Source organism: Rhizobium sp. ZPR4 (genome assembly GCF_040215725.1).
GTDB classification, from domain to species: Bacteria; Pseudomonadota; Alphaproteobacteria; order Rhizobiales; family Rhizobiaceae; genus Rhizobium; species Rhizobium rhizogenes_D.
Genome location: NZ_CP157967.1, coordinates 1,043,049 through 1,065,456 on the forward strand (window position 1 = coordinate 1,043,049; position 22,408 = coordinate 1,065,456).

20 protein-coding genes and 3 tRNA genes are annotated in these 22,408 nt (G+C 59.8%); 11 read left to right on the forward strand and 12 right to left on the reverse strand.

Features of this window, described 5'->3' with window-relative positions:
* Window positions 1-18: 18 nt before the first annotated feature.
* Window positions 19-417, forward strand: coding sequence for an NADH:ubiquinone oxidoreductase subunit NDUFA12 (locus ABOK31_RS05075; RefSeq protein WP_174174394.1), 399 nt, complete (start codon window positions 19-21; stop codon window positions 415-417).
* 103 nt (window positions 418-520) lie between these two features.
* On the forward strand, window positions 521-967 hold the full coding sequence (locus tag ABOK31_RS05080; RefSeq protein WP_349957976.1) for a DUF2155 domain-containing protein: 447 nt from the start codon (window positions 521-523) through the stop codon (window positions 965-967).
* 66 nt (window positions 968-1,033) lie between these two features.
* Here ABOK31_RS05080 and ABOK31_RS05085 read toward each other — a convergent pair whose 3' ends face one another.
* The 7 genes from ABOK31_RS05085 to ABOK31_RS05115 all read right to left on the reverse strand — a co-directional run bounded on the left by ABOK31_RS05085 (window position 1,034) and on the right by ABOK31_RS05115 (window position 6,934).
* Window positions 1,034-1,669, reverse strand: a complete 636-nt coding sequence (locus tag ABOK31_RS05085) for a DUF1062 domain-containing protein (protein WP_349957977.1) — start codon at window positions 1,667-1,669, stop codon at window positions 1,034-1,036.
* Window positions 1,670-2,006: 337 nt separating this feature from the next.
* Entirely contained in the window at window positions 2,007-2,966 is a 960-nt protein-coding gene (locus ABOK31_RS05090; RefSeq protein ID WP_349957978.1) for a DUF2167 domain-containing protein, read from the reverse strand.
* Window positions 2,967-3,015: 49 nt separating this feature from the next.
* Window positions 3,016-3,660, reverse strand: coding sequence for a leucyl/phenylalanyl-tRNA--protein transferase (aat, locus tag ABOK31_RS05095; protein WP_349957980.1), 645 nt, complete (start codon window positions 3,658-3,660; stop codon window positions 3,016-3,018).
* Between the two features lie 3 nt (window positions 3,661-3,663).
* Complete coding sequence (accC, locus tag ABOK31_RS05100; RefSeq protein WP_349957982.1) at window positions 3,664-5,016, reverse strand: acetyl-CoA carboxylase biotin carboxylase subunit; 1,353 nt, start codon at window positions 5,014-5,016, stop codon at window positions 3,664-3,666.
* A 9-nt stretch (window positions 5,017-5,025) separates the two neighbouring features.
* Complete coding sequence (gene accB, locus ABOK31_RS05105; RefSeq protein ID WP_174174404.1) at window positions 5,026-5,496, reverse strand: acetyl-CoA carboxylase biotin carboxyl carrier protein; 471 nt, start codon at window positions 5,494-5,496, stop codon at window positions 5,026-5,028.
* A gap of 24 nt (window positions 5,497-5,520) precedes the next feature.
* The gene (gene aroQ, locus ABOK31_RS05110) at window positions 5,521-5,958 is read right to left on the reverse strand and encodes a type II 3-dehydroquinate dehydratase (protein WP_174174406.1); all 438 of its coding nucleotides are present in this window, start codon (window positions 5,956-5,958) and stop codon (window positions 5,521-5,523) included.
* 208 nt (window positions 5,959-6,166) lie between these two features.
* Window positions 6,167-6,934 (reverse strand): DsbA family protein, encoded by a 768-nt coding sequence (locus ABOK31_RS05115; RefSeq protein ID WP_174174408.1) that lies wholly within the window; start codon window positions 6,932-6,934, stop codon window positions 6,167-6,169.
* 212 nt (window positions 6,935-7,146) lie between these two features.
* On the opposite strand from ABOK31_RS05115, the gene ABOK31_RS05120 reads away from it, so the two are divergent.
* Window positions 7,147-8,304, forward strand: a complete 1,158-nt coding sequence (locus ABOK31_RS05120) for an aminotransferase class I/II-fold pyridoxal phosphate-dependent enzyme (protein ID WP_174175013.1) — start codon at window positions 7,147-7,149, stop codon at window positions 8,302-8,304.
* A 263-nt stretch (window positions 8,305-8,567) separates the two neighbouring features.
* Here ABOK31_RS05120 and ABOK31_RS05125 read toward each other — a convergent pair whose 3' ends face one another.
* On the reverse strand, window positions 8,568-11,477 hold the full coding sequence (locus ABOK31_RS05125; RefSeq protein WP_174174410.1) for a ribonuclease E/G: 2,910 nt from the start codon (window positions 11,475-11,477) through the stop codon (window positions 8,568-8,570).
* Between the two features lie 681 nt (window positions 11,478-12,158).
* Between ABOK31_RS05125 and ABOK31_RS05130 the strand changes: the two genes are divergently transcribed.
* From ABOK31_RS05130 to prfB, 3 genes are all read left to right on the forward strand, one after another.
* Entirely contained in the window at window positions 12,159-13,373 is a 1,215-nt protein-coding gene (locus tag ABOK31_RS05130) for an N-acetylmuramoyl-L-alanine amidase (RefSeq protein ID WP_174174412.1), read from the forward strand.
* A gap of 258 nt (window positions 13,374-13,631) precedes the next feature.
* Window positions 13,632-16,094, forward strand: coding sequence for a penicillin-binding protein 1A (locus tag ABOK31_RS05135; RefSeq protein ID WP_174174414.1), 2,463 nt, complete (start codon window positions 13,632-13,634; stop codon window positions 16,092-16,094).
* A gap of 226 nt (window positions 16,095-16,320) precedes the next feature.
* Window positions 16,321-17,452, forward strand: a protein-coding gene (gene prfB / locus ABOK31_RS05140; protein ID WP_174174416.1) for a peptide chain release factor 2 whose coding sequence is annotated in 2 segments (ribosomal slippage) — window positions 16,321-16,389 and window positions 16,391-17,452 — 1,131 coding nt in all. Because the reading frame shifts where the segments join, the coding sequence is not laid out codon by codon here.
* A 106-nt stretch (window positions 17,453-17,558) separates the two neighbouring features.
* Here prfB and ABOK31_RS05145 read toward each other — a convergent pair.
* Window positions 17,559-18,332, reverse strand: a complete 774-nt coding sequence (locus tag ABOK31_RS05145; RefSeq protein ID WP_349957985.1) for an NAD kinase — start codon at window positions 18,330-18,332, stop codon at window positions 17,559-17,561.
* A 157-nt stretch (window positions 18,333-18,489) separates the two neighbouring features.
* On the opposite strand from ABOK31_RS05145, the gene ABOK31_RS05150 reads away from it, so the two are divergent.
* The 3 genes from ABOK31_RS05150 to ABOK31_RS05160 all read left to right on the forward strand — a co-directional run bounded on the left by ABOK31_RS05150 (window position 18,490) and on the right by ABOK31_RS05160 (window position 19,408).
* Window positions 18,490-18,565: transfer RNA gene (locus ABOK31_RS05150), tRNA-Thr, on the forward strand.
* A 136-nt stretch (window positions 18,566-18,701) separates the two neighbouring features.
* Entirely contained in the window at window positions 18,702-18,971 is a 270-nt protein-coding gene (locus ABOK31_RS05155; protein WP_015339580.1) for a hypothetical protein, read from the forward strand.
* Window positions 18,972-19,114: 143 nt separating this feature from the next.
* Window positions 19,115-19,408, forward strand: a complete 294-nt coding sequence (locus tag ABOK31_RS05160; protein WP_349957987.1) for a hypothetical protein — start codon at window positions 19,115-19,117, stop codon at window positions 19,406-19,408.
* 16 nt (window positions 19,409-19,424) lie between these two features.
* On the opposite strand, the gene ABOK31_RS05165 is transcribed toward ABOK31_RS05160, so the two are convergent.
* The 3 genes from ABOK31_RS05165 to rlmB form a co-directional block, all read right to left on the reverse strand.
* On the reverse strand, window positions 19,425-20,219 hold the full coding sequence (locus tag ABOK31_RS05165; protein ID WP_349957989.1) for a class I SAM-dependent methyltransferase: 795 nt from the start codon (window positions 20,217-20,219) through the stop codon (window positions 19,425-19,427).
* 118 nt (window positions 20,220-20,337) lie between these two features.
* Complete coding sequence (locus ABOK31_RS05170; protein ID WP_349957990.1) at window positions 20,338-21,027, reverse strand: AprI/Inh family metalloprotease inhibitor; 690 nt, start codon at window positions 21,025-21,027, stop codon at window positions 20,338-20,340.
* Between the two features lie 40 nt (window positions 21,028-21,067).
* Window positions 21,068-21,976 (reverse strand): 23S rRNA (guanosine(2251)-2'-O)-methyltransferase RlmB, encoded by a 909-nt coding sequence (rlmB, locus tag ABOK31_RS05175; RefSeq protein ID WP_349957992.1) that lies wholly within the window; start codon window positions 21,974-21,976, stop codon window positions 21,068-21,070.
* A gap of 198 nt (window positions 21,977-22,174) precedes the next feature.
* On the opposite strand from rlmB, the gene ABOK31_RS05180 reads away from it, so the two are divergent.
* Window positions 22,175-22,259: transfer RNA gene (locus ABOK31_RS05180), tRNA-Tyr, on the forward strand.
* Between the two features lie 26 nt (window positions 22,260-22,285).
* Window positions 22,286-22,359 (forward strand) — tRNA-Gly (locus tag ABOK31_RS05185).
* Window positions 22,360-22,408: the final 49 nt, after the last annotated feature.

Sequence of the window (22,408 nt, forward strand, 5' to 3'; positions counted from 1 at the left end):
GGGTATCGAGGAAAAGACATGTGGAATTTCATCGTACAGACATTTACCTGGTGGAACGGTCAGACCATGGGCACGCGCTTCGCGACCTGGCGTTTTGGCAAGCGTGTCGGCGAGGATGAATTCGGCAATGTCTATTACGAAGGCGGCATGTCCTCCTACGGCCTTCCGAAGCGCTGGGTGATCTACAAGGGCTATGCCGAAGCCTCGGCCATTCCTCCGGGCTGGCATGGCTGGATGCATCACCGCACCGACGTTCCGCCCTCCAAGGAAAACTACGCCGCCAAGGATTGGCAGAAGGAACATCGCGCCAATCCCACAGGTTCGCCGCAGGCTTATCGCCCGCCGGGCTCTCTGGCCGTTGCCGGCGAGCGTCCGCGCGTGACTGGCGACTACGACGCCTGGACGCCTGGCAACTGAGCCGAGAAGCCGGCTCGTCCTTTGGCCACAATTGGGCTTTAGGCGCGACATATGCCGGCTTTTGCTCGGCGCCTTGACCGAGACCAAGCGGAGAGTGGCGGATATGATGGTTTTCACGCGGAGCGCTTCTTTGCGTGCACTGGCCGTAGCCGGCGTTGCCCTCGTCACGGGCATCATGGCAGCTTCCACCGCCGAGGCTGCCCGCATTGCCAATCCGGTCGCCGTCTTCTCCGGCCTCGACAAGATCACCGGACGCATCACTACCTTCGACGTCTACATCAACGAGACCGTTCAGTTCGGCGCGCTGCAGGTGACGCCGCGTGCCTGCTATTCGCGAGACGATACCGAGCAGCAGAAGGTGGACGGTTTCGTCGAAGTCGACGAGATCACACTCGATCGCCGTATCCGCCGCATCTTCACCGGCTGGATGTTTGCCGATAGCCCTGGCCTCAACGCCGTCGAGCATCCGATTTATGACGTCTGGCTGAAAGAGTGCAAGCAGAAGTCGGACGTGCCGGCGCCGGATACCGCTGGCGCTGGCGCGAAGTAATCGCTACCAAGACATTCGCCGCAGTATTATGCAGCCCGCAGAAGCCTTGCTCCTGCGGGCATCGTTTTAACCCTGATCCGAATTGGTGGCGGCCGCGCCTATCGCTCGACGATCAGTGGCTTCCGACAGGTCGAGAATGACCCGCAAACCGTCCTTGGGCTTATGGCGCAGGAAGTCGCTGCGGTTCGTATGGGCTTTCAATGCGCCTGCGTCGTGGAGAGCCTGGAGCCGCGAGCGCGAGATTGCCAACTCCGACGCCAGCAACCGGTCAAGGCGCAGGTTCACCGTGAACTTGGCTGTTATTTCGATCTCCAGCGCAGTCCAATCGCTTGCCACACATATCGGCTCCTTCCGGATGGTCACATCGGGCGGCTCGTCGATGCGCTTGGCTTTGCGTTTCAGCCCGTCGAGATCGAATTCCTGCGCTCGCACCCAATCCGGATCGCTACGCTGCAGGGCCTCGAGAGTGGAGGGAGTGAGGTCGTGAACGGTCCGGCGTTCGAAAAGCGTCCGGTTCCACGTCTTGTCGCAATCGATGCATTTGTAGACGAGCCAGGCATCGAGCCGCTTGCCATTGGCGTTGAGTCTGATCTTGCCGCTCGATCTGAAGGGTTTCTGACATCCGCAGCCACTGCAGGCGATCCATGGCTGAGGGGGTGTTTTCGGCGAAATGGTCCAACGGACCTGAAGAATATTGCACATACCGTCTTGGTCTTCCGTCTGGAAGTCCACCAAGCTGGCGGTGAGACAAGCCCGTCAGGGCACGGTATGGCGATGTTGCGGGACGGCTGAAGAGCTGAGACAGCGGCTGCTGCATTAGGCGCGTTTTGACAATGCCAAACCGGTCTCAGGCCATCACCCGATGGACATGAATATGCATCGGACGACACTAGGTCGCCCCGATACATAGGGTGATTTGGATGAGACCGGTATTTACGACGGCAAAGTGGAACCTCTACGCACCAAAGCTCTTCGCGAGCAGGGATAGCAGAGTACAATCAGGATTTGAAGTCGCAAAGAACCTCAGGCCTGGATTGCCTCAGGTGTCGGTGTTCCCCTTGCGGCGAAACAGCCCCAGGATCTTGCGGCCGGCCGCGACAACACCCGCCAGCACGACGATGAGGCCTTTCTTCAATGCCAGAAGCGCGACGCCGAAACTCTTGAAGAAGCCGAGAACGACCGCCAGAAGCCCGAGCTTTGCCGCAACTTTCACGCCTGCGCCGGCAGCGATCATCCCCGCCATGCTGTAGGCCGCAATCTTGTCGCCATTGGCAAAGTCGGCATAGCGCTTGCCGCTGTCATACTGCACGGTGTTGATGACGTTGGGGATGGCAGCATTGATTTCCTGCAGCTGATCCAGCCCGGCAACGAAATCGAGTTCGGTGACTCCCTCTCGCCCCAGCACGCGCACGGAATAGTTCAGCGTGTGGCCGGCGTTCGGGTCCTTGCCGAAAATCAGATCACGCGCCCAGTGCAGGGCATGGGTCGCCTTATCGTAATGCGGTGGCTCTGCCCAGCCGACAAGCGTGATCGGATCGAAACCCTGCTGTTCGCGTTCGGGATTCGCTTCCTTGATTGCTTCCTGGATCTTCTTGAGCAGATCGTCGTAATCAGTCGATGCGGCATCCTCGTCGGAGACATAACCGCTGCCGTCATAGTCGATGACGGAACCCCAGGAATGTGGGTCGGTCGGCGGGTATTTCACCGGGAAGATCATGCCGAGCGGATTACCAACCGAACTTTCCGGGTTGCCCCAGAGCTCGACCAGCACCTTCTTCGAATCCTGCGGATTGAGATAGTAAAACTGGTTCGAAACATTCAGCGTGGCATTGGCGGCGGGAAGCTTGATCGCGCCCTGCTGGAAATCCAGCGTTTTCAGCACGGTGCCTTCATCGCCCGCCGGCGGCTCTGCTCCGAACATATCGTGGAAGGATTTGGCGTTGGCCTGCGTTGTGATCGTCAACGCAGCCAGAAAGACAATTGCAATATGATTCTTCACTATTCTACCCTCGGCTGTTGCGCCGAACTTAGGGCAGTACCGATTAGAATCAATTCATCTCGGGCAGATTTCCACCGCCGGAGAAGCTGAGATTGGGCGATTCCATCGCTTTTTCCAGCATCGTGGCATAGGCATCCTTCGGTACGTCGATAGCGCCGAACGTCTTCAGATGCTCGGTGGTGAACTGCGTGTCGAGCAGGGTGAAGCCGCGCTCGCGCAGGCGCTGGACGAGATAGACGAGACAGATCTTGGAAGCGTCCGTGCGTCGGGAAAACATGCTTTCGCCGAAGAAGGCCGACCCCAGCGAAACGCCATAGAGACCGCCGACCAGCCTATCGCCTTCCCAGGCCTCGACGGAATGGGCATGGCCGATGTGATGCAGGGTAGCGTAGAGCGAGCGGATCGTATCGTTGATCCAGGTGCTGGGGCGGTTGCTCGTCTGCTCGCCGCAAGCTGCGATCACCGCCTCGAAATCCGTGTCAAAACGGATGTCGAAGGGGTTTTGACGGATCTTCTTGGCGAGGCTTTTGGAGACGTGGAACGTATCGAGGGGAATGATCCCCCGCAATTCCGGCTCGACCCAGAAGATCTCCGGATCGTCTGCCGATTCGGCCATCGGGAAAAGCCCGATGGAGTAGGCGCGCAGCAAGATCTCCGGGGTAATGCCGGGACGTTTGCCGCGCGCTCCGGGCATAGGCTAGGCCGATGTGTTCGCCAGGTAGTTTTCCAGCCAATGGATATCGTAATCGCCGTTGGCGATATCCTGATTGGAAACCAGATCCTGGAACAGCGGCAGGGTGGTCTTGATGCCGTCCACCACGAATTCGTCAAGCGCGCGGCGCAGGCGCATCATGCACTCGACGCGGGTGCGCCCGTGCACGATCAGCTTGCCGATGAGGCTGTCGTAGTAGGGGGGGATCCTGTAGCCCTGATAGGCACCGGAATCGATACGAACACCAAGGCCGCCGGGCGCATGGAAATGCGTGATCGTGCCGGGCGAGGGCACGAAGGTGCGGGCATCTTCGGCGTTGATGCGGCATTCGATGGCATGGCCGTGGAAGTGCACTTCGTCCTGCGTCACCGAGAGACCGCCGCCGGAAGCGACGCGGATCTGCTCATGCACGAGGTCGATGCCGGTGATGGCTTCCGTGACCGGATGCTCCACCTGCAGGCGGGTGTTCATTTCGATGAAATAGAACTCGCCGTTCTCGTAGAGGAACTCGATCGTGCCGGCGCCGCGATATTTGAGCTTCTTCATGGCGTCGGCGCAGATATTGCCGATCTTCATGCGCTGCTCGACGTTGAGAGCCGGAGAATTGGCTTCTTCCCAGACCTTCTGGTGGCGGCGCTGCAGCGAGCAGTCGCGTTCACCGAGATGGATCGCGTTGCCTTCGCCGTCACCGAAAACCTGGATTTCGATGTGGCGCGGCTTGCCGAGATATTTTTCCATGTAGACGGATTCGTTGCCGAAGGCGGCTGCGGCCTCCGTGCGGGCTGTCGACCAGGCCTCGATCAGGTCTTCTTCCGTGCGGGCGACCTTCATGCCGCGGCCGCCGCCGCCGGCGGTTGCCTTGATGAGCACCGGATAGCCGATCTCGCGCGCCGTCTTCAGCGCCTCCTCCTCGGTCTTCACTTCGCCGTCGGAACCCGGAACGACCGGAATGCCGAGCTGCTGCGCCGTGGTCTTGGCGGTGATCTTGTCACCCATGATGCGGATATGCTCCGCCGTCGGGCCGATGAAGGTGATACCGTGCGCATCGAGAATATCGGCGAACTTGGCATTTTCCGAAAGGAAGCCATAGCCGGGATGCACGGCGTCCGCGCCGGTGATTTCACAGGCGGCAACGATCTGGTGGATGTTGAGATAGCTGTCGCGCGACGGCGGCGGGCCGATGCAAACGCTTTCATCCGCCAGGCGCACGTGCATCGCGTCGCCATCCGCGGTCGAATGCACCGCAACGGTCGCAATGCCGAGCTCCTTGCAGGCGCGCAGCACGCGCAGAGCGATCTCTCCGCGGTTGGCTATGAGAATCTTCGAAATAATGGGCATGGGCCGACCTTACTCGATGACGACCAGGGCTTCGCCGTACTCGACCGGACGGCCGTCCTGAACGAGGATTTCGGTAACCGTACCGGACTTCGGCGCAGGAATCTGGTTCATCGTCTTCATTGCTTCGATGATGAGCAGCGTCTGACCTTCCTTGACGGCTGCACCGACCTGAATGAAGGCAGCAGAGCCTGGTGCCGGGGCCAGATAGGCGGTGCCGACCATCGGCGCGCTGACGACGTTGTCGGGATTGCGGGTCTTGCCTGCGGGAGCGGCGGCCGGCGCTGCTGCAACGGCAGCAGGAGCAGCGTAAGCGGCCGGTGCAGCAATCGGCGCCTGAACATATTGGGTCGTGCCGGCACGCGACACGCGGATGCGCAGATCTTCCTGTTCGACTTCGATCTCGGTCAGATCCGTGTCGTTGAGGATGTTGGCGAGATCGCGAATCAGCGCCTGGTCGATACCCGATTTCTTTTCAGCCATTGGATTTCTTGCCCTGTATTTTTGTTATTGGGTGATGGATTTCAGCGCATGAAGCGCCAGGATGTAGCTATGAGGTCCGAAACCGCAGATCATGCCCTTTGCAGCGGGCGCGATCATCGATTTGTGCCGGAATTCTTCGCGTGCGTGGATGTTGGAGATATGCACCTCCACGACCGGAATGGAGATGGCGCGGATCGCATCATGCAGCGCGATCGACGTATGACCATAGGCACCGGGATTGATCGCGACGCCGGCGGCCTTATCGCCAGCTTCGTGCATCCAGTCGACCAGCACGCCTTCGTGATTGCTCTGGCGGAAATCGACGATGAAGCCCAGGCTTTCACCTGCGGACTTGCAGTCGGCTTCGATATCCTTGAGCGTCTTGCCGCCATAGATGCCCGGCTCGCGCTTGCCGAGAGCATTCAAATTGGGTCCGTTAAGGACGAAAATAGTTTGCGCCATCAGAGGTTCCGTCAAAGTGCAGCGCAACCTATAGACTCCCACGGCTCTGTAGGAAAGCCCTGGTGCGAAGGTTGCGTGCCTCTAGGTGTGGAAACGCCGTGATTTTGGCATTTTTGCGCCATGCCATGCCGCAGCGCCGTTCCGAAGCTCTCAAAAAAGCGGATAGGCACTTTGCTTATCCGCTTTTGAGAGTGGATTTTTGCGCCGTTCAGCAGCTCGTTTTGCCGCAGCTGCGAACGTTGGCGATCTTCTCCTTGATGGCATCGAGCCCGATCGCGCCGGAAACCATCTCGTTGCCGATGACATAGGCGGGCGTGCCGTTGACGCCAAGATCGGTGGCAAGCTGGTAGGTCGCCTTGATCATGTCGGTGTTCGGAGCCTTCGCCATCTCGGCGCGGATGGCCGCTTCGCTGACGCCAAACGAGGTGGCGACCTCGATGGCGGTGTCTTCGGAAGCGCGGCCGTCGCTGCCCAGCAGCTTGTGATGGAATTCGGCATATTTTTCAGGCGCGAGCAGGCGGAACGCGCTGGAAACCCGGGAGGCGGCAACCGAATCCTGACCGAGGATCGGGAATTCCTTCAGGACGAAACGAACATTCTTGTCCTGCTGCAGAAGCTTGTCCATATCGCCGAGCGCATGCCGGCAATAGGTGCAATTATAGTCGAAGAACTCGACGACGGTGATATCGCCCTTCGGATTGCCGATGGCCACATCGTTCTTGGAGTTGAAGATCGCATCCTTGTTCTGCTCGATCACCTGGGCCGATTGCGCAATGCGGGCTTCGTCCTGCTTCTTTTCGAGCGCGGCCTGCGCATCCAGCAGCACCTCCGGATGCTCGACGAGGTATTCCTTGATGAAATCCCCGATTTCCTTCTTCTGCTGGTCGTCCAGCGCGGCGGCCGGCTGGATTGTGGCGAAGGACGCTGTCAGGGCAATCGCCGAAACCGTCAGCAGGCTTTTGAGAGAAAAGGTCATTGGGTCCTCGTTTGGATCTGATCGGAGACGTCATTCTCGGATGCGCCATAGCATCGTCGGGTTAACATCCGCAAATAAGCATCGACAATTTACGGTGCGTCCTTACTTCCAGAAACAGGAATTTTCACGACAAAGCCGCAATCGCAGGATTGTGAACGAGCCGATATTGCGGCAAATGTCGCTTGCCTATCCGATGCGAGAGAGAATTGACCTTGTTTTCCCTATCCAAGCGCAGTGATGTCGAACCTTTCCACGCCATGGACGTGCTGGCGGAAGCGACGCGGCGACGCCAGGCCGGACACTCGGTCATCTCGATGGCTGTCGGACAGCCGTCCCATCCCGCACCTCAAGCGGCTCTGGAGGCAGCACGGGCGGCTCTCGGTCATGGCCGCATCGGCTATACGGATGCGCTCGGCACTCTGGCTTTGCGGCAGGCACTCTCCGCCCATTACCAGGCACGCCACGGCCTGAGCATCGATCCGAAGCGCATTGCGATTACGACGGGCTCCTCGGCCGGCTTCAATCTTGCCTTCCTGACCTTGTTCGATGCCGGCGATAGCGTCGCCATCGCCCGGCCGGGCTACCCGGCCTATCGCAACATCCTGGCTGCACTCGGCCTCGATGTCGTCGAAGTGCCGGTTACCGAGGAAACGCAGTTTACGCTCACGCCCGAAAGCCTGGAGGCGGCACAGGCAGCAAGCGGCAAGCGCCTGAAGGGCGTGCTGCTCGCAAGCCCCGCCAATCCCACAGGCACGGTGACGGGCAGGGCGGCGCTGAAGGCGCTGGCCGACTATTGCGTCGACCGTTCCATCGCCTTCATCTCCGACGAGATCTATCATGGGCTGACTTTCGTCGGCGAGGAGACGAGCGCGCTGGAGCTGACCGACGAGGCAATCGTCATCAATTCCTTCTCGAAATATTACTGCATGACCGGCTGGCGCATCGGCTGGATGGTCTTGCCGGAACGGCTGGTCCGCCCCATCGAGCGCGTGGCCCAGAGTCTTTACATTTCCGCGCCGGAATTGTCGCAGATTGCCGCTGAGGCCGCGCTCGGCGCCGGCGCCGAACTCGATGTCTATCGTGAGAGCTACGGTCGCAACCGCGATTTCCTCATGCGTCGGCTGCCGGAAATCGGCTTCCGTATTGCCTCGCCGATGGATGGCGCTTTTTACGCCTATGTCGATGTCAGCCGCTTCACAAATGACAGCATGGTCTTTGCACAAAAGATGCTGGCGGAAATCAATGTCGCCGCCACGCCCGGCCTCGATTTCGATCCCGTGGAAGGACATCGCGCAATGCGCTTTTCCTATGCCGGCTCGAATACCGAGATCGAGGAAGCCACCGAACGCATGGCGGCCTGGCTGAAATAGAATCCGCAATCAACAGCTTGTGCCAGCTTGCGAAAGTGCTTTCGCAAGTCCCGAGGCCGTATGCGTAAAGTGCGTCGCGATCTCCGAGGCTCGCTTCTCTCGGCTTAGACCCTCGATCTGTTTCCCGTCGCTATTGCAAGACCGCGACATGCTTTTGCGCGGCGTGCTTCGGCATGACGGGCGAATACATCGGATGCCGGAAACGAAAAATCCGGCCGCGTCGCCACGGCCGGATTTTGTCAAATCATGTGCGGTCGGGCTTCTTAAAAGAAGCCGCGGCGCTGCCACCAGCCGGCCTTCTTCGGCTTGGTCGGCTCTCCGTCGCCTTCGCCACCTTCATTGGTGCGGGTCGACTTTACCACCGGAGCAGAGGAGGAAACGTTGGATTCGCGGTTGGCACGGGCCGGCTTGGCTGCGTCCTCAGCTGCCTCGGGTGCTGTCGCTTCGGCCGAATTGTCCAGAACTTCGGCGACCTCGGCAACTGCCTCGATTTCGACATCTGCTGTCGGCGCTTCGTCGACGACAGGCGTCTCGACCGGAGATGCTTCGACCGCCTTTGCCTTGCGGCGACCGCGGCCCTTGGCGGGCTTGACGTCTTCGGTGACGACGGCTGCTGTTTCCACCGCTGCCATGGCGGGCTGCGCCTCGACGGCTGATTCGGCTTCGGCAACGACGATCTCGGCGACCGTTACGGTTGCTTCGTCACTATCTTCCGCTTCGGCGTCATCAGCTTCGTCGGAACCAGCTTCCTCGCCTGCAGCAATCTGTTCGTTGCCTTCGTTTTCACGATTGCGGCGGCCACCGCGCTTGCCGCGACGACGGCGCTTGCGCTTCTGCTGCGCGTCATCGTCGCCGCCGGCGGATGCGGCATTTTCCGCGCCGGCATCAGCATCATCGTCGTCACCGTCTTCTCCGTCTGCATCCTCGGCAGCATTGGCCGTGGAGGCGTCATCGGAAGCCGAGGCAGCCTGGCCGTCATTGCCGCGGCCACGACGCCGACGACGGCGCTTGCGCTTGCGGTTACCATCATTGCCTTCGGAGCGAGCAGCAGGCTGTTGCTCGGCGCCTGCGGCCTTTTCTTCCAGCTCTTCGTCTTCATCCTCATCCGCCTCGATGACGATATCGTCGTCATCATCGTCGGGGATGGCTGCGAAGTTGAACAGGCTTTCGATCTTCACCGGATTGGCAACCGGCTCGCCGCGGTCGATCGCGAAGTGCTGCGTGCCAACCGCATTGTCGGCATCGATGACGATCGCGACGCCGAAGCGGCTTTCATAATCGATGATCGTCTGGCGCTTGTGGTTGAGCAGATAGAGCGCGATGTCCGGCGTCGTGCGCACGGTGATATCGTGCGTCGTGTTCTTGAGCAGGTATTCCTCAATGCCGCGCAGGACGTGCAGGGCAACGGAAGACTGCGAGCGCACGTGGCCGGTGCCGCCGCAATGCGAGCAGATCTGCGTCGTGCTTTCGAGAACCGAAGCGCGGATGCGCTGGCGCGACATTTCCAGAAGGCCGAAATGCGAGATGCGGCCAACCTGGATGCGGGCGCGGTCGTTCTTCAGGCATTCCTTCAGCTTCTTCTCGACGGCGCGGTTGTTGCGCTTTTCTTCCATGTCGATGAAGTCGATGACGATCAGGCCGGCGAGGTCGCGCAGGCGAAGCTGGCGCGCGATTTCCTCGGCGGCTTCCAGGTTCGTCTGGAGTGCGGTGTCCTCGATCGAATGTTCGCGGGTCGAGCGGCCGGAGTTGACGTCGATCGAGACCAGCGCTTCCGTCTGGTTCATGATCAGGTAGCCGCCCGAACGCAGCGTTACCTGCGGCTGCAGCATGCGGTCAAGCTGCGCTTCGATGCCGGAGCGCGAGAAGATCGGGTGAATGTCGCGATAGGGCTGAACCACCTTGGCGTGGCTCGGCATCAGCATCTTCATGAAGTCTTTCGCTTCACGATAGCCTTCTTCGCCGGCAACGATGATTTCGCCGATATCCTTGTTGTAGAGATCGCGGATCGAGCGCTTGATCAGGCTGCCTTCTTCATAGACCAGGCACGGCGCGGTCGATGCGAGCGTCAGCGTACGGACATTTTCCCACAGGCGCATCAGATATTCGAAATCGCGCTTTACCTCGACCTTGGTGCGGTTGGCACCGGCGGTGCGCAGGATGACGCCCATGCCCTGCGGCACTTCGAGCATCTTGGCGATTTCCTTCAGGCGCTTGCGGTCCTGCGGATTGGTAATCTTGCGGGAGATACCGCCGCCGCGCGCCGTGTTCGGCATCAGCACCGAATAGCGGCCTGCGAGCGAGAGATAGGTGGTGAGTGCGGCACCCTTGTTGCCGCGTTCTTCCTTGGCCACCTGCACCAGCAGGATCTGGCGGCGCTTGATGACTTCCTGAATGCGGTACTGCTTGCGCGGCTTGCGCTGGGTGCGATCCGGAACTTCTTCCATCGCGTCCTCGGCGCCGACGGATTCGATCACTTCCTCTTCATGGTCGTGATCGTCGTCATCATCGTCGTCATCGTGGCGGCGCTTGGAGGTCGCGACATCCTCGGAGATCGAATCGGTTTCGACCATCGCGGCCATTTCGCCCGACGGTCCTTCTTCTTCGTCGCTTGGCGCATCCACGGCAGCCGTTGCTTCGGGGGCGGGCGTCTCTTCGGCGGGAGCGTCTGCTACCGCCTTCTTGCGGCTGCGGCGCGGCTTTGCCTTCTTGGCCGGAGCTGCTTCTTCGGCGGGTGCGGCTGCCTCTGCGGCAGGAGCCTCTTCGCCGGTCGCAGCCGGCACCTCGGCTTCTTCGCCTTCCTTCGCCACGATGCCGATATCGGGCTGTTCCTGCTGCGAAAGATCAAGCGCCGTCTCGACATGCTCGACATCGTCTTCGCGGCGATGTTCTTCGGCCTCGGCCTTCAGCAGCGCCTGACGGTCGGCAAGCGGGATCTGGTAATAATCGGGATGGATTTCGGCAAAGGCCAGGAAGCCGTGCCGGTTGCCGCCGTAATCGACGAAAGCGGCCTGAAGCGAAGGTTCTACCCGCGTTACTTTTGCAAGATAGATGTTGCCGCGAATTTGCTTCTTGTGCTGTGACTCGAAGTCAAACTCTTCTATGCGGTTCCCGCGAACGACAACGACGCGCGTCTCTTCCTCGTGAGACGCATCGATAAGCATTTTGTCTGCCATGAAAGCTGTGCTCCTCGGCGCAGACAACCGGATGGGGGCCTGCCTGTCGCAGGGACAGGCCGGATATGATCCGCAATTGTTGCACCGGATAATGAAAGTCGCGATTGGTTCGGCGATGACAGCATCCAGACGGCAGCCGGGGCATCATATCCCTGGGGTCTGTTCACTTCCTGAAAAAGCTGCTGCGGTAGCATCCGTAACCAAGCGAGATCGACTATGCCTTAGGCCCACAAATGGGCCCGATGAATGTGCTCTCTAAAGAGCGTTTGGTGGCTCTCCACCGATGAATTTCCCGTTTGAAACCGGAAATTCAGATATCCACTGTTTCGAGCAGAAGTACTGCAGACGGCGGATGAATGCCGCTTATTGGCGCCTGGTACTCGGAGGCGGCTGCCTTTGCGACGACTCTATCCCGTCAACACTTCTACCCTAATATGCGTTGTATGGTTTATCTGTCACAATAGCAAGGGAAAAGCCAAGTATGCCATAATATTGATGGATTCGTCGGATGATGAGAACGCTGGAGGGTGTCTTGTCGATTCGTCTCCCGGCGCATCATCGATGCAGCCATCACAGGTCAAACCTGGTTCCCGTTATTGGGACTTCAAAAACAACGTCGAAACCAATATGGGGCGCGTTGGACACTTGGTAAAGGGATTGCGGCATGTGGCGGAGATTGGCGTGAGGGCTTTGCGATTTGTGGCGGCGGCCTTCGCCCTGGTGATTCTCGTTTCGGTTTCGGCATTTGCGCCCGTAGCGGCGGCGGATGATTCGGTGCTTGCCTATGGCGCCCGCATTGCCGGTGACGATGCCCGCACGCGTATCGTGATCGACATGGACCGAGCTCCTACCTTCACGGTTCACTACCTTGACAATCCCGTCCGTGTCGTCGTCGATCTCCCGGCGACAGCATTCGGCTTTCCGGCCGGTAATCTCAAGCCGACAGGCCTCTTCAAGGACATTCGCTACGGCACGATGGATGCGGACAGCGCCCGCATCGTGCTGACGGCAAAGAAACCGGTGAAGCTGGTCACGGCCAAGGTTCAGGCCGATGAAAACGGCAAGGGGCAGCGCCTTGTGCTCGATGCCGAGATGTTGCCGGCTGAACAATTTGCCGAACTGGTGAAGAAACAGAGCTGGACCAGCGACGATACCGCCAAGGACGTCGGTCCGGTCGAGCCGACCCAGAAAGCCGATCCGAATGTATTCCTTGTTGCCGTCGACGCCGGGCATGGCGGTATCGATGCCGGCGCGACCGGCACGGACGGTGTCACGCAGGAAAAGGACATCACGCTCGCATTTGCGAAGATGTTTGCCGACAAGCTGAATGCGCAGCCTGGCATCAAGGCCTTCCTGACGCGCGACAAGGATCAGTATCTGTCCCTGTCCGAACGTGTGACGATCGCCCGGCAGAATCGCGCCTCGCTCTTCATCTCGCTGCATGCCGATACGCTGAAGCAGAAGGATATTCGCGGCGCGACCGTCTATACTATCTCGGACAAGGCCTCTGACCGGCTCGCCAGTGAAGTGGCCGATCGTGAAAACAATTCCGATCAGATCGCCGGCGCCGAGGCCCAGACGCAGCCGGCCGCCGTCAATGACATTCTGATGGATTTGACACGCCGCGAGACCCAGGCCTTCTCCATTTCGCTGGCGCAGGATGTACTGTCCTCGTTCAATGGCCAGATCTCCATGATCAACAATCCGCATCGCCATGCCGGTTTTCAGGTTCTGACGGCGCCGGATGTGCCCTCGATCCTGCTCGAACTCGGCTTTCTCTCCAACAAGGAGGATGAGAAGCTGCTACTTGATGCCGACTGGCGACAGAAGGTCGCCGACCGGCTGACGGAAGCGGTGAAGCAGTATCGCGTATCGATTATCGCAAACGGCGGCTGATGACACCGGATGGGGCGATCTGCCGTGGCTTCCATGTAACAGCGATGCACTTTAGAATTGGATGAAATTGGAATACCGGCGGCGAGCCCTATTTTGCTCACATTCCCGCCGTTACAGCGAAGTATCATTTGCTCGCGTATGAAGCATGGCTTTGTCCCATTGCCGTCTTGCATTCACGCCGCGAGCGTGCAAAACGCCCGTGACTATGCGATGATCTCGCGCACGTGCCGCATGAAGAACAAGCACCGGTAGTATCAGATGATCAGACTGATTGGATATTTCTTTGGCCTCGGCTGCCTCCTGTTTCTGGGTGCAGCGGCTGCGGCTGCCATCTATCTGAGCGTGGTCTCGAAGGAACTGCCCGACTACGAGGTGCTTGCCAAATACGCGCCGCCGGTAACGACGCGCATTCACGCCGGCAACGGTGCGCTGATGAAGGAATATTCGCGCGAGAACCGGCTTTTCGTGCCGATCCAGGCGATTCCCGATCGCGTCAAGGCGGCTTTCCTTTCGGCTGAAGACAAGAATTTCTACAACCATCCCGGCGTCGATGTCGGCGGTCTGATCCGCGCCGTGGCCGTGAACCTGCAGAATATCGGTTCCGGCCGCCGCTTCGTCGGCGCGTCCACCATCACGCAGCAGGTCGCCAAGAACTTCCTGCTGTCCGCCGACCAGACGTTCGACCGCAAGATCAAGGAAGCGATTCTCTCCTTCCGCATCGAGCAGGCCTACAGCAAGGACAAGATCCTCGAACTCTACCTGAACGAGATCTATTTCGGCCTCAATTCCTACGGCATTGCCGGCGCCGCTCTCACCTATTTCGACAAGTCGGTCAACGAACTGACCATTGCCGAATCGGCCTATCTAGCATCGCTTCCGAAAGGCCCGTCGAACTACAATCCCTTCCGCCGGGCCGAGGCAGCGCTGACCCGCCGCAACTGGGTGATCGACCGCATGGTCGAGAATGGCTATGTCAGCCAGAGCGACGGCGAAGAGGCAAAGAAGCAGCCGCTCGGCGTCGTACCGCCGAAGAGCGGCCCTTCGCTCTTTGCCTCCGACTATTTTGCCGAAGAGGTTCGTCGCCAGCTGATCGACCAATATGGCGAAAAGACCCTCTATGAAGGTGGCCTTTCCGTTCGTACGTCGCTCGATCCGCAGATGCAGCTCGAAGCTCGCAAGGCGTTGCAGGATGGTCTGGTCGATTATGACGAGCGTCGCGGTTATCGCGGCCCGGTCAAGCAGATTGCCACCTCGCAGGATTGGGGCGCCGAGCTTGCCAAGGTTCCAAGCCTGAGCGATGTGCCGGAATGGCAGGTCGCTGTTGTCCTGTCCGTATCGGATCAAGGTGTCGATATCGGCTTGCAGCCGCGCGTCGATGCCGCCGGCAAGGTATCGACGGAGCGGACGCGCGGCACGATCGCTCCCGCCGACATGCGCTGGGCCTATCGCTCGGCCGGCGGTAAGTCCGTCAAATCGCCCAGTGGCGTCCTGAGCCCGGGCGACGTGATCTATGTGCAGAAGACCGGTAATGCCGATTCGAGCAGCTATCGCCTGCGCCAGCCGCCGAAGGTGCAGGGCGGCCTGGTCGCCATGGACCCGCATACGGGCCGTGTGCTCGCCATGGTCGGTGGCTTCTCCTACGCGCAGTCGGAATTTAATCGCGCCACGCAGGCCAAGCGCCAGCCGGGCTCGTCGTTCAAGCCTTTCGTCTACGCGGCTGCGATGGATAACGGCTATACGCCGGCCTCGGTCATTCTCGACGATCCGCTGCAGATCACGCTCAGCAATGGCGATGTGTGGAAGCCGACCAACTACGAAGGCGAGGGCGGTGGCGTCCATACGCTTCGTTTCGCGATCGAGCACTCGCGCAACCTGATGACGGTCCGTCTTGCTTCCGACATGGGCATGCCGCTGGTTGCCGAATATGCCGAGCGCTTCGGCATCTACGACCATATGAACCCTGTGCTCGCCATGTCGCTCGGTGCCGGCGAAACGACCGTGTTGCGCATGGTGTCTGCCTATTCGGTCATCGCCAATGGCGGCAAGCAGATCAAGCCGACGCTGATCGACCGCATTCAGGACCGTTACGGCAAGACCATCTTCAAACATGAGGAACGCGTCTGCGATAATTGCAACGTCAACGCCTGGCAGAACCAGGACGAGCCTGTCATCGCCGACAACCGTGAACAGGTGCTCGACCCGATGACGGCCTATCAGGTTACGTCGATGATGCAGGGCGTCATCATCCGCGGCACGGCCGCCGGCAAGATCAAGCTCAACACTGATGTCGCCGGCAAGACCGGCACCACGAACGATGAGAAGGACGCCTGGTTTGTCGGCTTCACGCCGAGCCTCGTCGCCGGTCTCTACATCGGCTACGACACGCCGGCCACGCTCGGCCGTGGCGGCACGGGCGGCGCGCTCGCGGCACCGATCTTCAACGAATTCATGCAGGCTGCCACCAAGGACGAGGCGCCGGAGAAATTCCAGGTTCCGGCCGGCATGACCATGGTCGCCGTTAACCGCGCCACTGGCATGGCCGCACAGCCCGGCGAGCCGAATGCCATCATGGAAGCCTTCAAGCCCGGCACCGGCCCGGCCACCAGCCTGCAGGTCATTGGCGGCGGCGATGCGGCCGCGCAGGTTGCGCCTGAGGAAATTCTGCGTACCTCGCCGCAGGCGAACCAGGCTGTCACGTCCGGATCGGGCGGCCTGTTCTGATCCTTTCCAATTTTCCGATCATCGTGCTGCGGGGCTTTACACCAGCGGCATGTATATCTATGTCACCAGCACTCCTAGAGCATTTCCGGGAAAAGTGCGCAGCGGTTTTCCGTCAGGAATGCGTCAAGAAACAAAAGATTGAGCGTTTTCGCGATTCGAAAATAAGCGGAAGAGCTCCAGAATTGAATGTCGCTCGTCCTGGGCGGCGAACTGAAGAAGCAGGATCATGAGAGCCGAAATCGAGAAAATAGTCGACGAAACCAAGCAGGCTATCACCCTGCTGAGGAGGCATCTTTGACTGGGATCAGGCGGTAAGACGACTGGACTGGTTGAATAACAAGTCAGAGGACCCGACCCTCTGGAACGATGCGTCCGAAGCGCAGAAGCTGATGCGCGAGCGCCAGCAGCTTGATGACGGTATCAACGGCGTGCGTGCGCTCGAGCAGCAGGTTGCCGACAATATCGAGCTGATTGAGCTTGGCGAGGAAGAGGGCGACGCCGATGTCGTCCGCGACGCCGAGGACGCCCTGAAAGCCCTGAAGGCAGAAGCCGCACGCCGGCAGGTGGAAGCCATGCTCTCGGGCGAGGCCGACTCGAACGATACCTACCTCGAAGTCCACTCCGGCGCCGGCGGTACCGAGAGCCAGGACTGGGCGAACATGCTGTTGCGCATGTACACCCGCTGGGCCGAACGCCAGCGTTTCAAGGTGGAGCTGCTCGAAGTTCATGACGGTGAAGAAGCGGGCATCAAGTCCGCGACGCTGCTCGTCAAGGGCCACAATGCCTACGGCTGGCTGAAGACCGAATCGGGCGTGCACCGCCTGGTGCGCATCTCGCCCTATGACAGCAACGCGCGCCGTCACACGTCTTTCTCGTCGATCTGGGTCTACCCCGTCGTCGACGACTCGATCCAGATCGAGATCAACGAAAGCGATTGCCGCATCGATACCTACCGATCGTCGGGCGCCGGCGGTCAGCACGTCAACACGACCGACTCGGCCGTACGCATCACGCATATCCCGACCGGGATCGTCGTGCAGTGCCAGCAGGAACGTTCGCAGCACAAGAACCGCGCCAAGGCCTGGGACATGCTGCGCGCCCGCATGTATGAGGCCGAATTGATGAAGCGGGAAGAGGCTGCCAATGCCGAAGCCGCCTCGAAGACGGACATCGGCTGGGGTCACCAGATCCGCTCCTACGTCTTGCAGCCCTACCAGCTCGTCAAGGATCTGCGCACCGGTGTTGCCAGCACGGCGCCCAGCGACGTTCTGGACGGTGATCTCAACGAGTTCATGGAAGCAGCCCTTGCGCATCGCATCAGCGGTGCTGCCGATGCCGTCATCGACGACGTCGAATAAGGTCGCATCCGTTCAAGCATGAAAAAAGCCCCGGAGACGGGGCTTTTTTCATGGTGCATCCTGCCTGACTGCCTCCGGCCTCTTGGGCCTGGCGCAGATGTCCCGCTCAATCCGAGAATTGTTCCGCAAGAATCCTGTCCGACCATGATCTGTCCGGATCGGATAGAATGCGAGCCGTCGTATCTTCGCTTTGCCGGATCTGGATGCCGAGAACCGATTTGACTTCGGTATTGTCGGCGGCCGCGTTGACCGGCCGCTTCTCTGCTTCGAGTACGGTGATGTCGACCGTCACCTTGTTCGGAAGAAGAGCGCCGCGCCAGCGGCGGGGACGGAAGGCGCTGACGGGTGTCATGGCGAGCAGCGGCGCTTCCAGCGGCAGTATGGGGCCATGGGCGGAGAGATTGTAGGCGGTGGAGCCCGCCGGTGTCGTCACCATCAGCCCGTCGCAGATCAGTTCCGGCAGGCGGACCCGCCCATCGATCTCCACCTTCAGCTTTGCCGTCTGATAGGACTGGCGAAACAGCGAGACTTCGTTGATGGCGAGCGCGACGCAGGAGCTGCCATCAGCATTGCGCGTGGTCATCTGCAGGGGATGAAACGCGTTTTCGACAGCCGCCTCGATGCGCTCGGCCAGGCCGTCCGTGCGGTAGTCGTTCATCAGAAAGCCGATGGACCCGCGGTTCATGCCATAGACGCGTTTGCCCGTATTCATCGTCTTGTGCAGCGTCTGCAGCATGAAACCGTCGCCGCCGAGAGCCACGACGATATCCGCATCTTCCTGCGATGTCTGGCCGTAGAGGAGAATAAGCTCCTGCTGCGCCGCTTGAGCCTCTGGCGCGGTGGAGGCGAGAAAACAAACGGATTGAAGATTGCGCGACATGCAATGTCCTTTGAATGGCGATTCTACGTAATGTTATTCCCTTGCCGCGACAAGACGTTTCGCTTGAACTGGTGAATCGCCGATCCCCAGCTTTGACGCGGATCGACCGATTTTCCCTTTACAGGATTTCAAAATCTGTTACTTGGCATGCCGATACGCCCTTGTAGCTCAGTTGGTAGAGCACCTGATTTGTAATCAGGGGGTCGCGGGTTCGAACCCTGCCGGGGGCACCAGAATTTTTTGCTGAAAATCATCGATCGTTTCATCTCTGGTATGGAAAACCGGCGGCAGAGACATAATATGTCGTTGCTAACGAGCTCCGAACGCTCGTAACAGTCATCAATATTATATCCGTGTGCCTGGAACCATATGCCGAGCAAGCCCAAGAAGCCTAAACTCGAACACTCCGAGCTTTCGGGTGAATTCACCGACGATGGCGTGACCGTCCTGGTCGATATCTTTCGCCCGGCCGGCACCAACGCCGACTGGAGGATGGAGGTCATCACTCCGGAAGAAGATCTGATCGAATGGGAGGAACCCTTCGCGACCGATCGCGAGGCATTCGATGAGTTCCTGGCGACGATCGCTCGCGATGGAATCAGGTCGTTCTTCGACGAAGCGGACCCTGCGATTCACTGATCCTGCCTGCGCGTTTCGAGCTGTCTTGCCGTGCAGAAGCTCGTGGTGGAGCGGGGGCCGGTCATCGGCTGAAATGCCGGAACTTTTACAACGCCGGAAATAGGCATAGACTTCGCTCGTCAATGGCGGGTGAGGATGCGTTCATGCGCGAGATATCGAGGCATGTCGTCTTGGGATTGCCGCTTGTCGTGATCGCGGTGATTGCAAGCGCGTCGGTTTCAGCTGGCGAAAATTGCTACTGCAAAAATACGGATGGAAAGCAGCATGCGGTCGGCGAGATCGCCTGCATGACCGTGGGCGACAAGAGTTATCTTGCGCAATGCGAGATGAATCTGAATGTCACCTCATGGGCAAAGCTGCAAGACGGATGTCCGGTTACCGAGAGGTTGCCCTTGCGGCAATCGGCCTGGCATCCGGCGCCGATGTTGCTTCGCTGAGCATTGCCAATCCAACCTACTGGCAGCGATAGGCGCGCTCGGATAGGGCGCCCATGCCTGAGCGGGTCATAAGCTCGTAAAGAAGGCGGCGGCTGAAGGGGTTGTGCAGGCGTATGGCATCGCATCCGAGAAAATGCGTGTCGGCCAGTTCGAATGCTCCGAGATGCGGAGCCTGCTCTATGGCCGCACGATAGAAGTCGTGAAACTCGCGACGGCAGACGTAGGTTTTGTACTTCGTCATGCAGAAGGTCGAAAAAGCATCGTCGTTATCGCGGATGAAATCCGCCATGCCGACAGTCACTTCCGGCCAGGCCGGATTGAACGTATCGTCGAAGACGATGATGCCATGATCCGCAACCGTGTCCCGGGCCAGATGGCTGTCGGAGACGAGATTGGGCAGGCTGTGCCCGCCGTCGACGCTGAAGAAACGCACCGCACCGATCTTGTCCGTAATCTCCTCCGCAGAGAACGTCCTGCTGTCACCGACAAGCAGCATCTCCTCGTCGACGGGCAGGCCGAGCCGATCTCCGTGTTCAAGAAACAGACGATATTGGTCCGACGTGCCATCCGACACGTTACCGATGTCGAAGAGATCGATGCCGAGAACATCTTCGTTGGGCGCGGCGATCTTCTTCAGGAGAAAATAGGATCGTCCGAAATAGATGCCGATTTCGGCCAGGCCGCCATGAAGGCCGTGTTGTCTCTGGCATTCGAGGAGTGAAAGAAAAACGAGGGCGTCCGGTGGATCGATATATCCCTCCACGCTGCGAAGGTCGTGGAAAATGAATTTTCGGATATTCGATGGTACCATGCGCGCCGCACCCGTCCGCTTATGTGACACTCTTTGCCGACCTCATGCCGGTTTAAAAAAACATAGTCACATTTCTGATACGTCAAGCCGCAGCGCGCTTGGGCATGGTTCAGCGGCTCTATTTGCGGACCAGCAGCAGCGGTTCGCCTTCTTCTTCCTCGGATTTCTGGAAGCTGCCGTCGGGCTTCATATCGAAGGAGAGTGAGGAGCCGTCATTGCCCAGCATGACAAGCCCGAAACCTTCCGTCGCCCAGAGGGAGAGCTTGAGGTCGCCGACTTCACTGGCGCAATCACTGGCCGGTGACATCTTGGCCGTGCCGTCCTGATCCTTGTCGGTGGTGAGCGTGATATCGCAGACGGGCTTGCCGTCCGGTGTCTGGATGCGCCACGCACCGGCAAGGCTTGCGGCAGTCGGCACGTGATCGACGTCGCCGAGCGCCGGCAGCAGCCAGGTCGGGTCGCCGCCTTCGCTTTCCCACGGCGAGCCTTCCTCCTGCTGGAAGCGCATGAGCGGCTTGCCCTCGGCATCGGCGATGGCAAGCGAACCGTCGTCGGTGAAATTCCAGATCTTGGCCTTAGCGAGAGCGGGCAGGGGCGTCGTGCAGGCATCCGCCCCGGTGATTTCGTAGCCGCCGGAAGCAGTGTTCGTTCCGAAGGTCAGGCGGCAGCCCTTGGCGCCGCTTTCGGGTGCGACCAGCCATTGACCGGCCTGCGCCTGGACCATTTCGTCATCGGCGGCGCGCGCCGGCAGGACCGCTGTCAAAGCAAAGGCGGCGGAAACCGCCGCTAGACCGAGAAGACGGATCAAAGCAAATTCTCCCAACGTGCTGCGGCCGCCACAGGCGTCACTATGATTTGAGATAGGACCGCGTCGCATATAGCGCGATCGCGGCTGCGTTCGAGACATTGAGCGATTTGATCGCGCCCGGCATGTCGAGCCGGGCAAGCGCACTCACCGTTTCGCGCGTCTTCTGGCGCAGGCCCTTGCCCTCGGAGCCGAGCACGAGGGCGATCTTGTCACCGCTGAAGGTGCCTTCCAGCGGTGCCGGGCCTTCCGAATCGAGCCCGATCGTCGTGAAGCCGAGCCGGTGTAGCTCGCTGAGCGCATCCGCGAGATTGGTGATCTGTATATAAGGTATGAGTTCGAGCGCGCCCGAGGCCGACTTTGCCATCACGCCCGATTCGGTCGGGCTGTGGCGCTGCGTCGTGATGACGGCGCCCGCATCGAAAGCGACGGCCGAGCGCATGATGGCGCCGACATTGTGCGGGTCGGTCACCTGATCGAGAACGAGCAATAGCGGGCTGTCCTTCAGCGCCTCGAGACGGCGCACGGGCAGGGGACGCGTCTCCAGCATCACACCCTGATGGATCGCTTCCGGGCCAAGCACCTTGTCGATATCCTGCGGCGAGACGATCTCGACCGGGATGCCGAGTTGATCGACCGGGCCGACTTCCAGGCGCACCAGCGCATTCTGCGTCGTGGACAGCTTGATGTTCTTGCGCTGAGGGTTGCTCAGCGCCGCGCGAACCGTATGCAGGCCATAGAGAAAGACCTGATCGGGCGCGAGCGCCGGCGGCTTCCAGTCGTCGGCGCCGGCCTTCTTGCGCTTCTGCGGCGCCGGCGTTGGGATTTCGCCACGCTCGCGCTTGGCGTCGCGATGCGCGCGCCGCAGGGTGGCGTAGTGGGCGTCCTTGGCGGACTTGTCGCCGGCGGTGTTGTCTTGGCCCTGGTGGCCGGGTGTTTTATCTTTGCTCATGCGGCTTTATAACCAGCGTGTCCGCGAGCGCATAGCCCTCTTTGACCTGTGGACTTTTTCCACGGGCTGAAATTTTTTTGTCATTTTTGGCAATTCCTTGTGTTGACAGAAGGAAGTGGTCCGGCCATATACGCGGCGCAGATCGAAGCGGCGACGCCACGGTCTAGCAACTTGGTCGCAAGATCCAGTCGGAATACTGGAGGGATGCCCGAGTGGTTAAAGGGGACGGACTGTAAATCCGTTGGCTCAGCCTACGTTGGTTCAAATCCAACTCCCTCCACCATTCCGGACAGGATCTTGGCCACCCGCGCGGGTATAGCTCAATGGTAGAGCAGCAGCCTTCCAAGCTGAATACGCGGGTTCGATTCCCGCTACCCGCTCCAGCTATTTCAGTCATTTAGTTATATCCCATGTCACTATGTGGCCAATTGC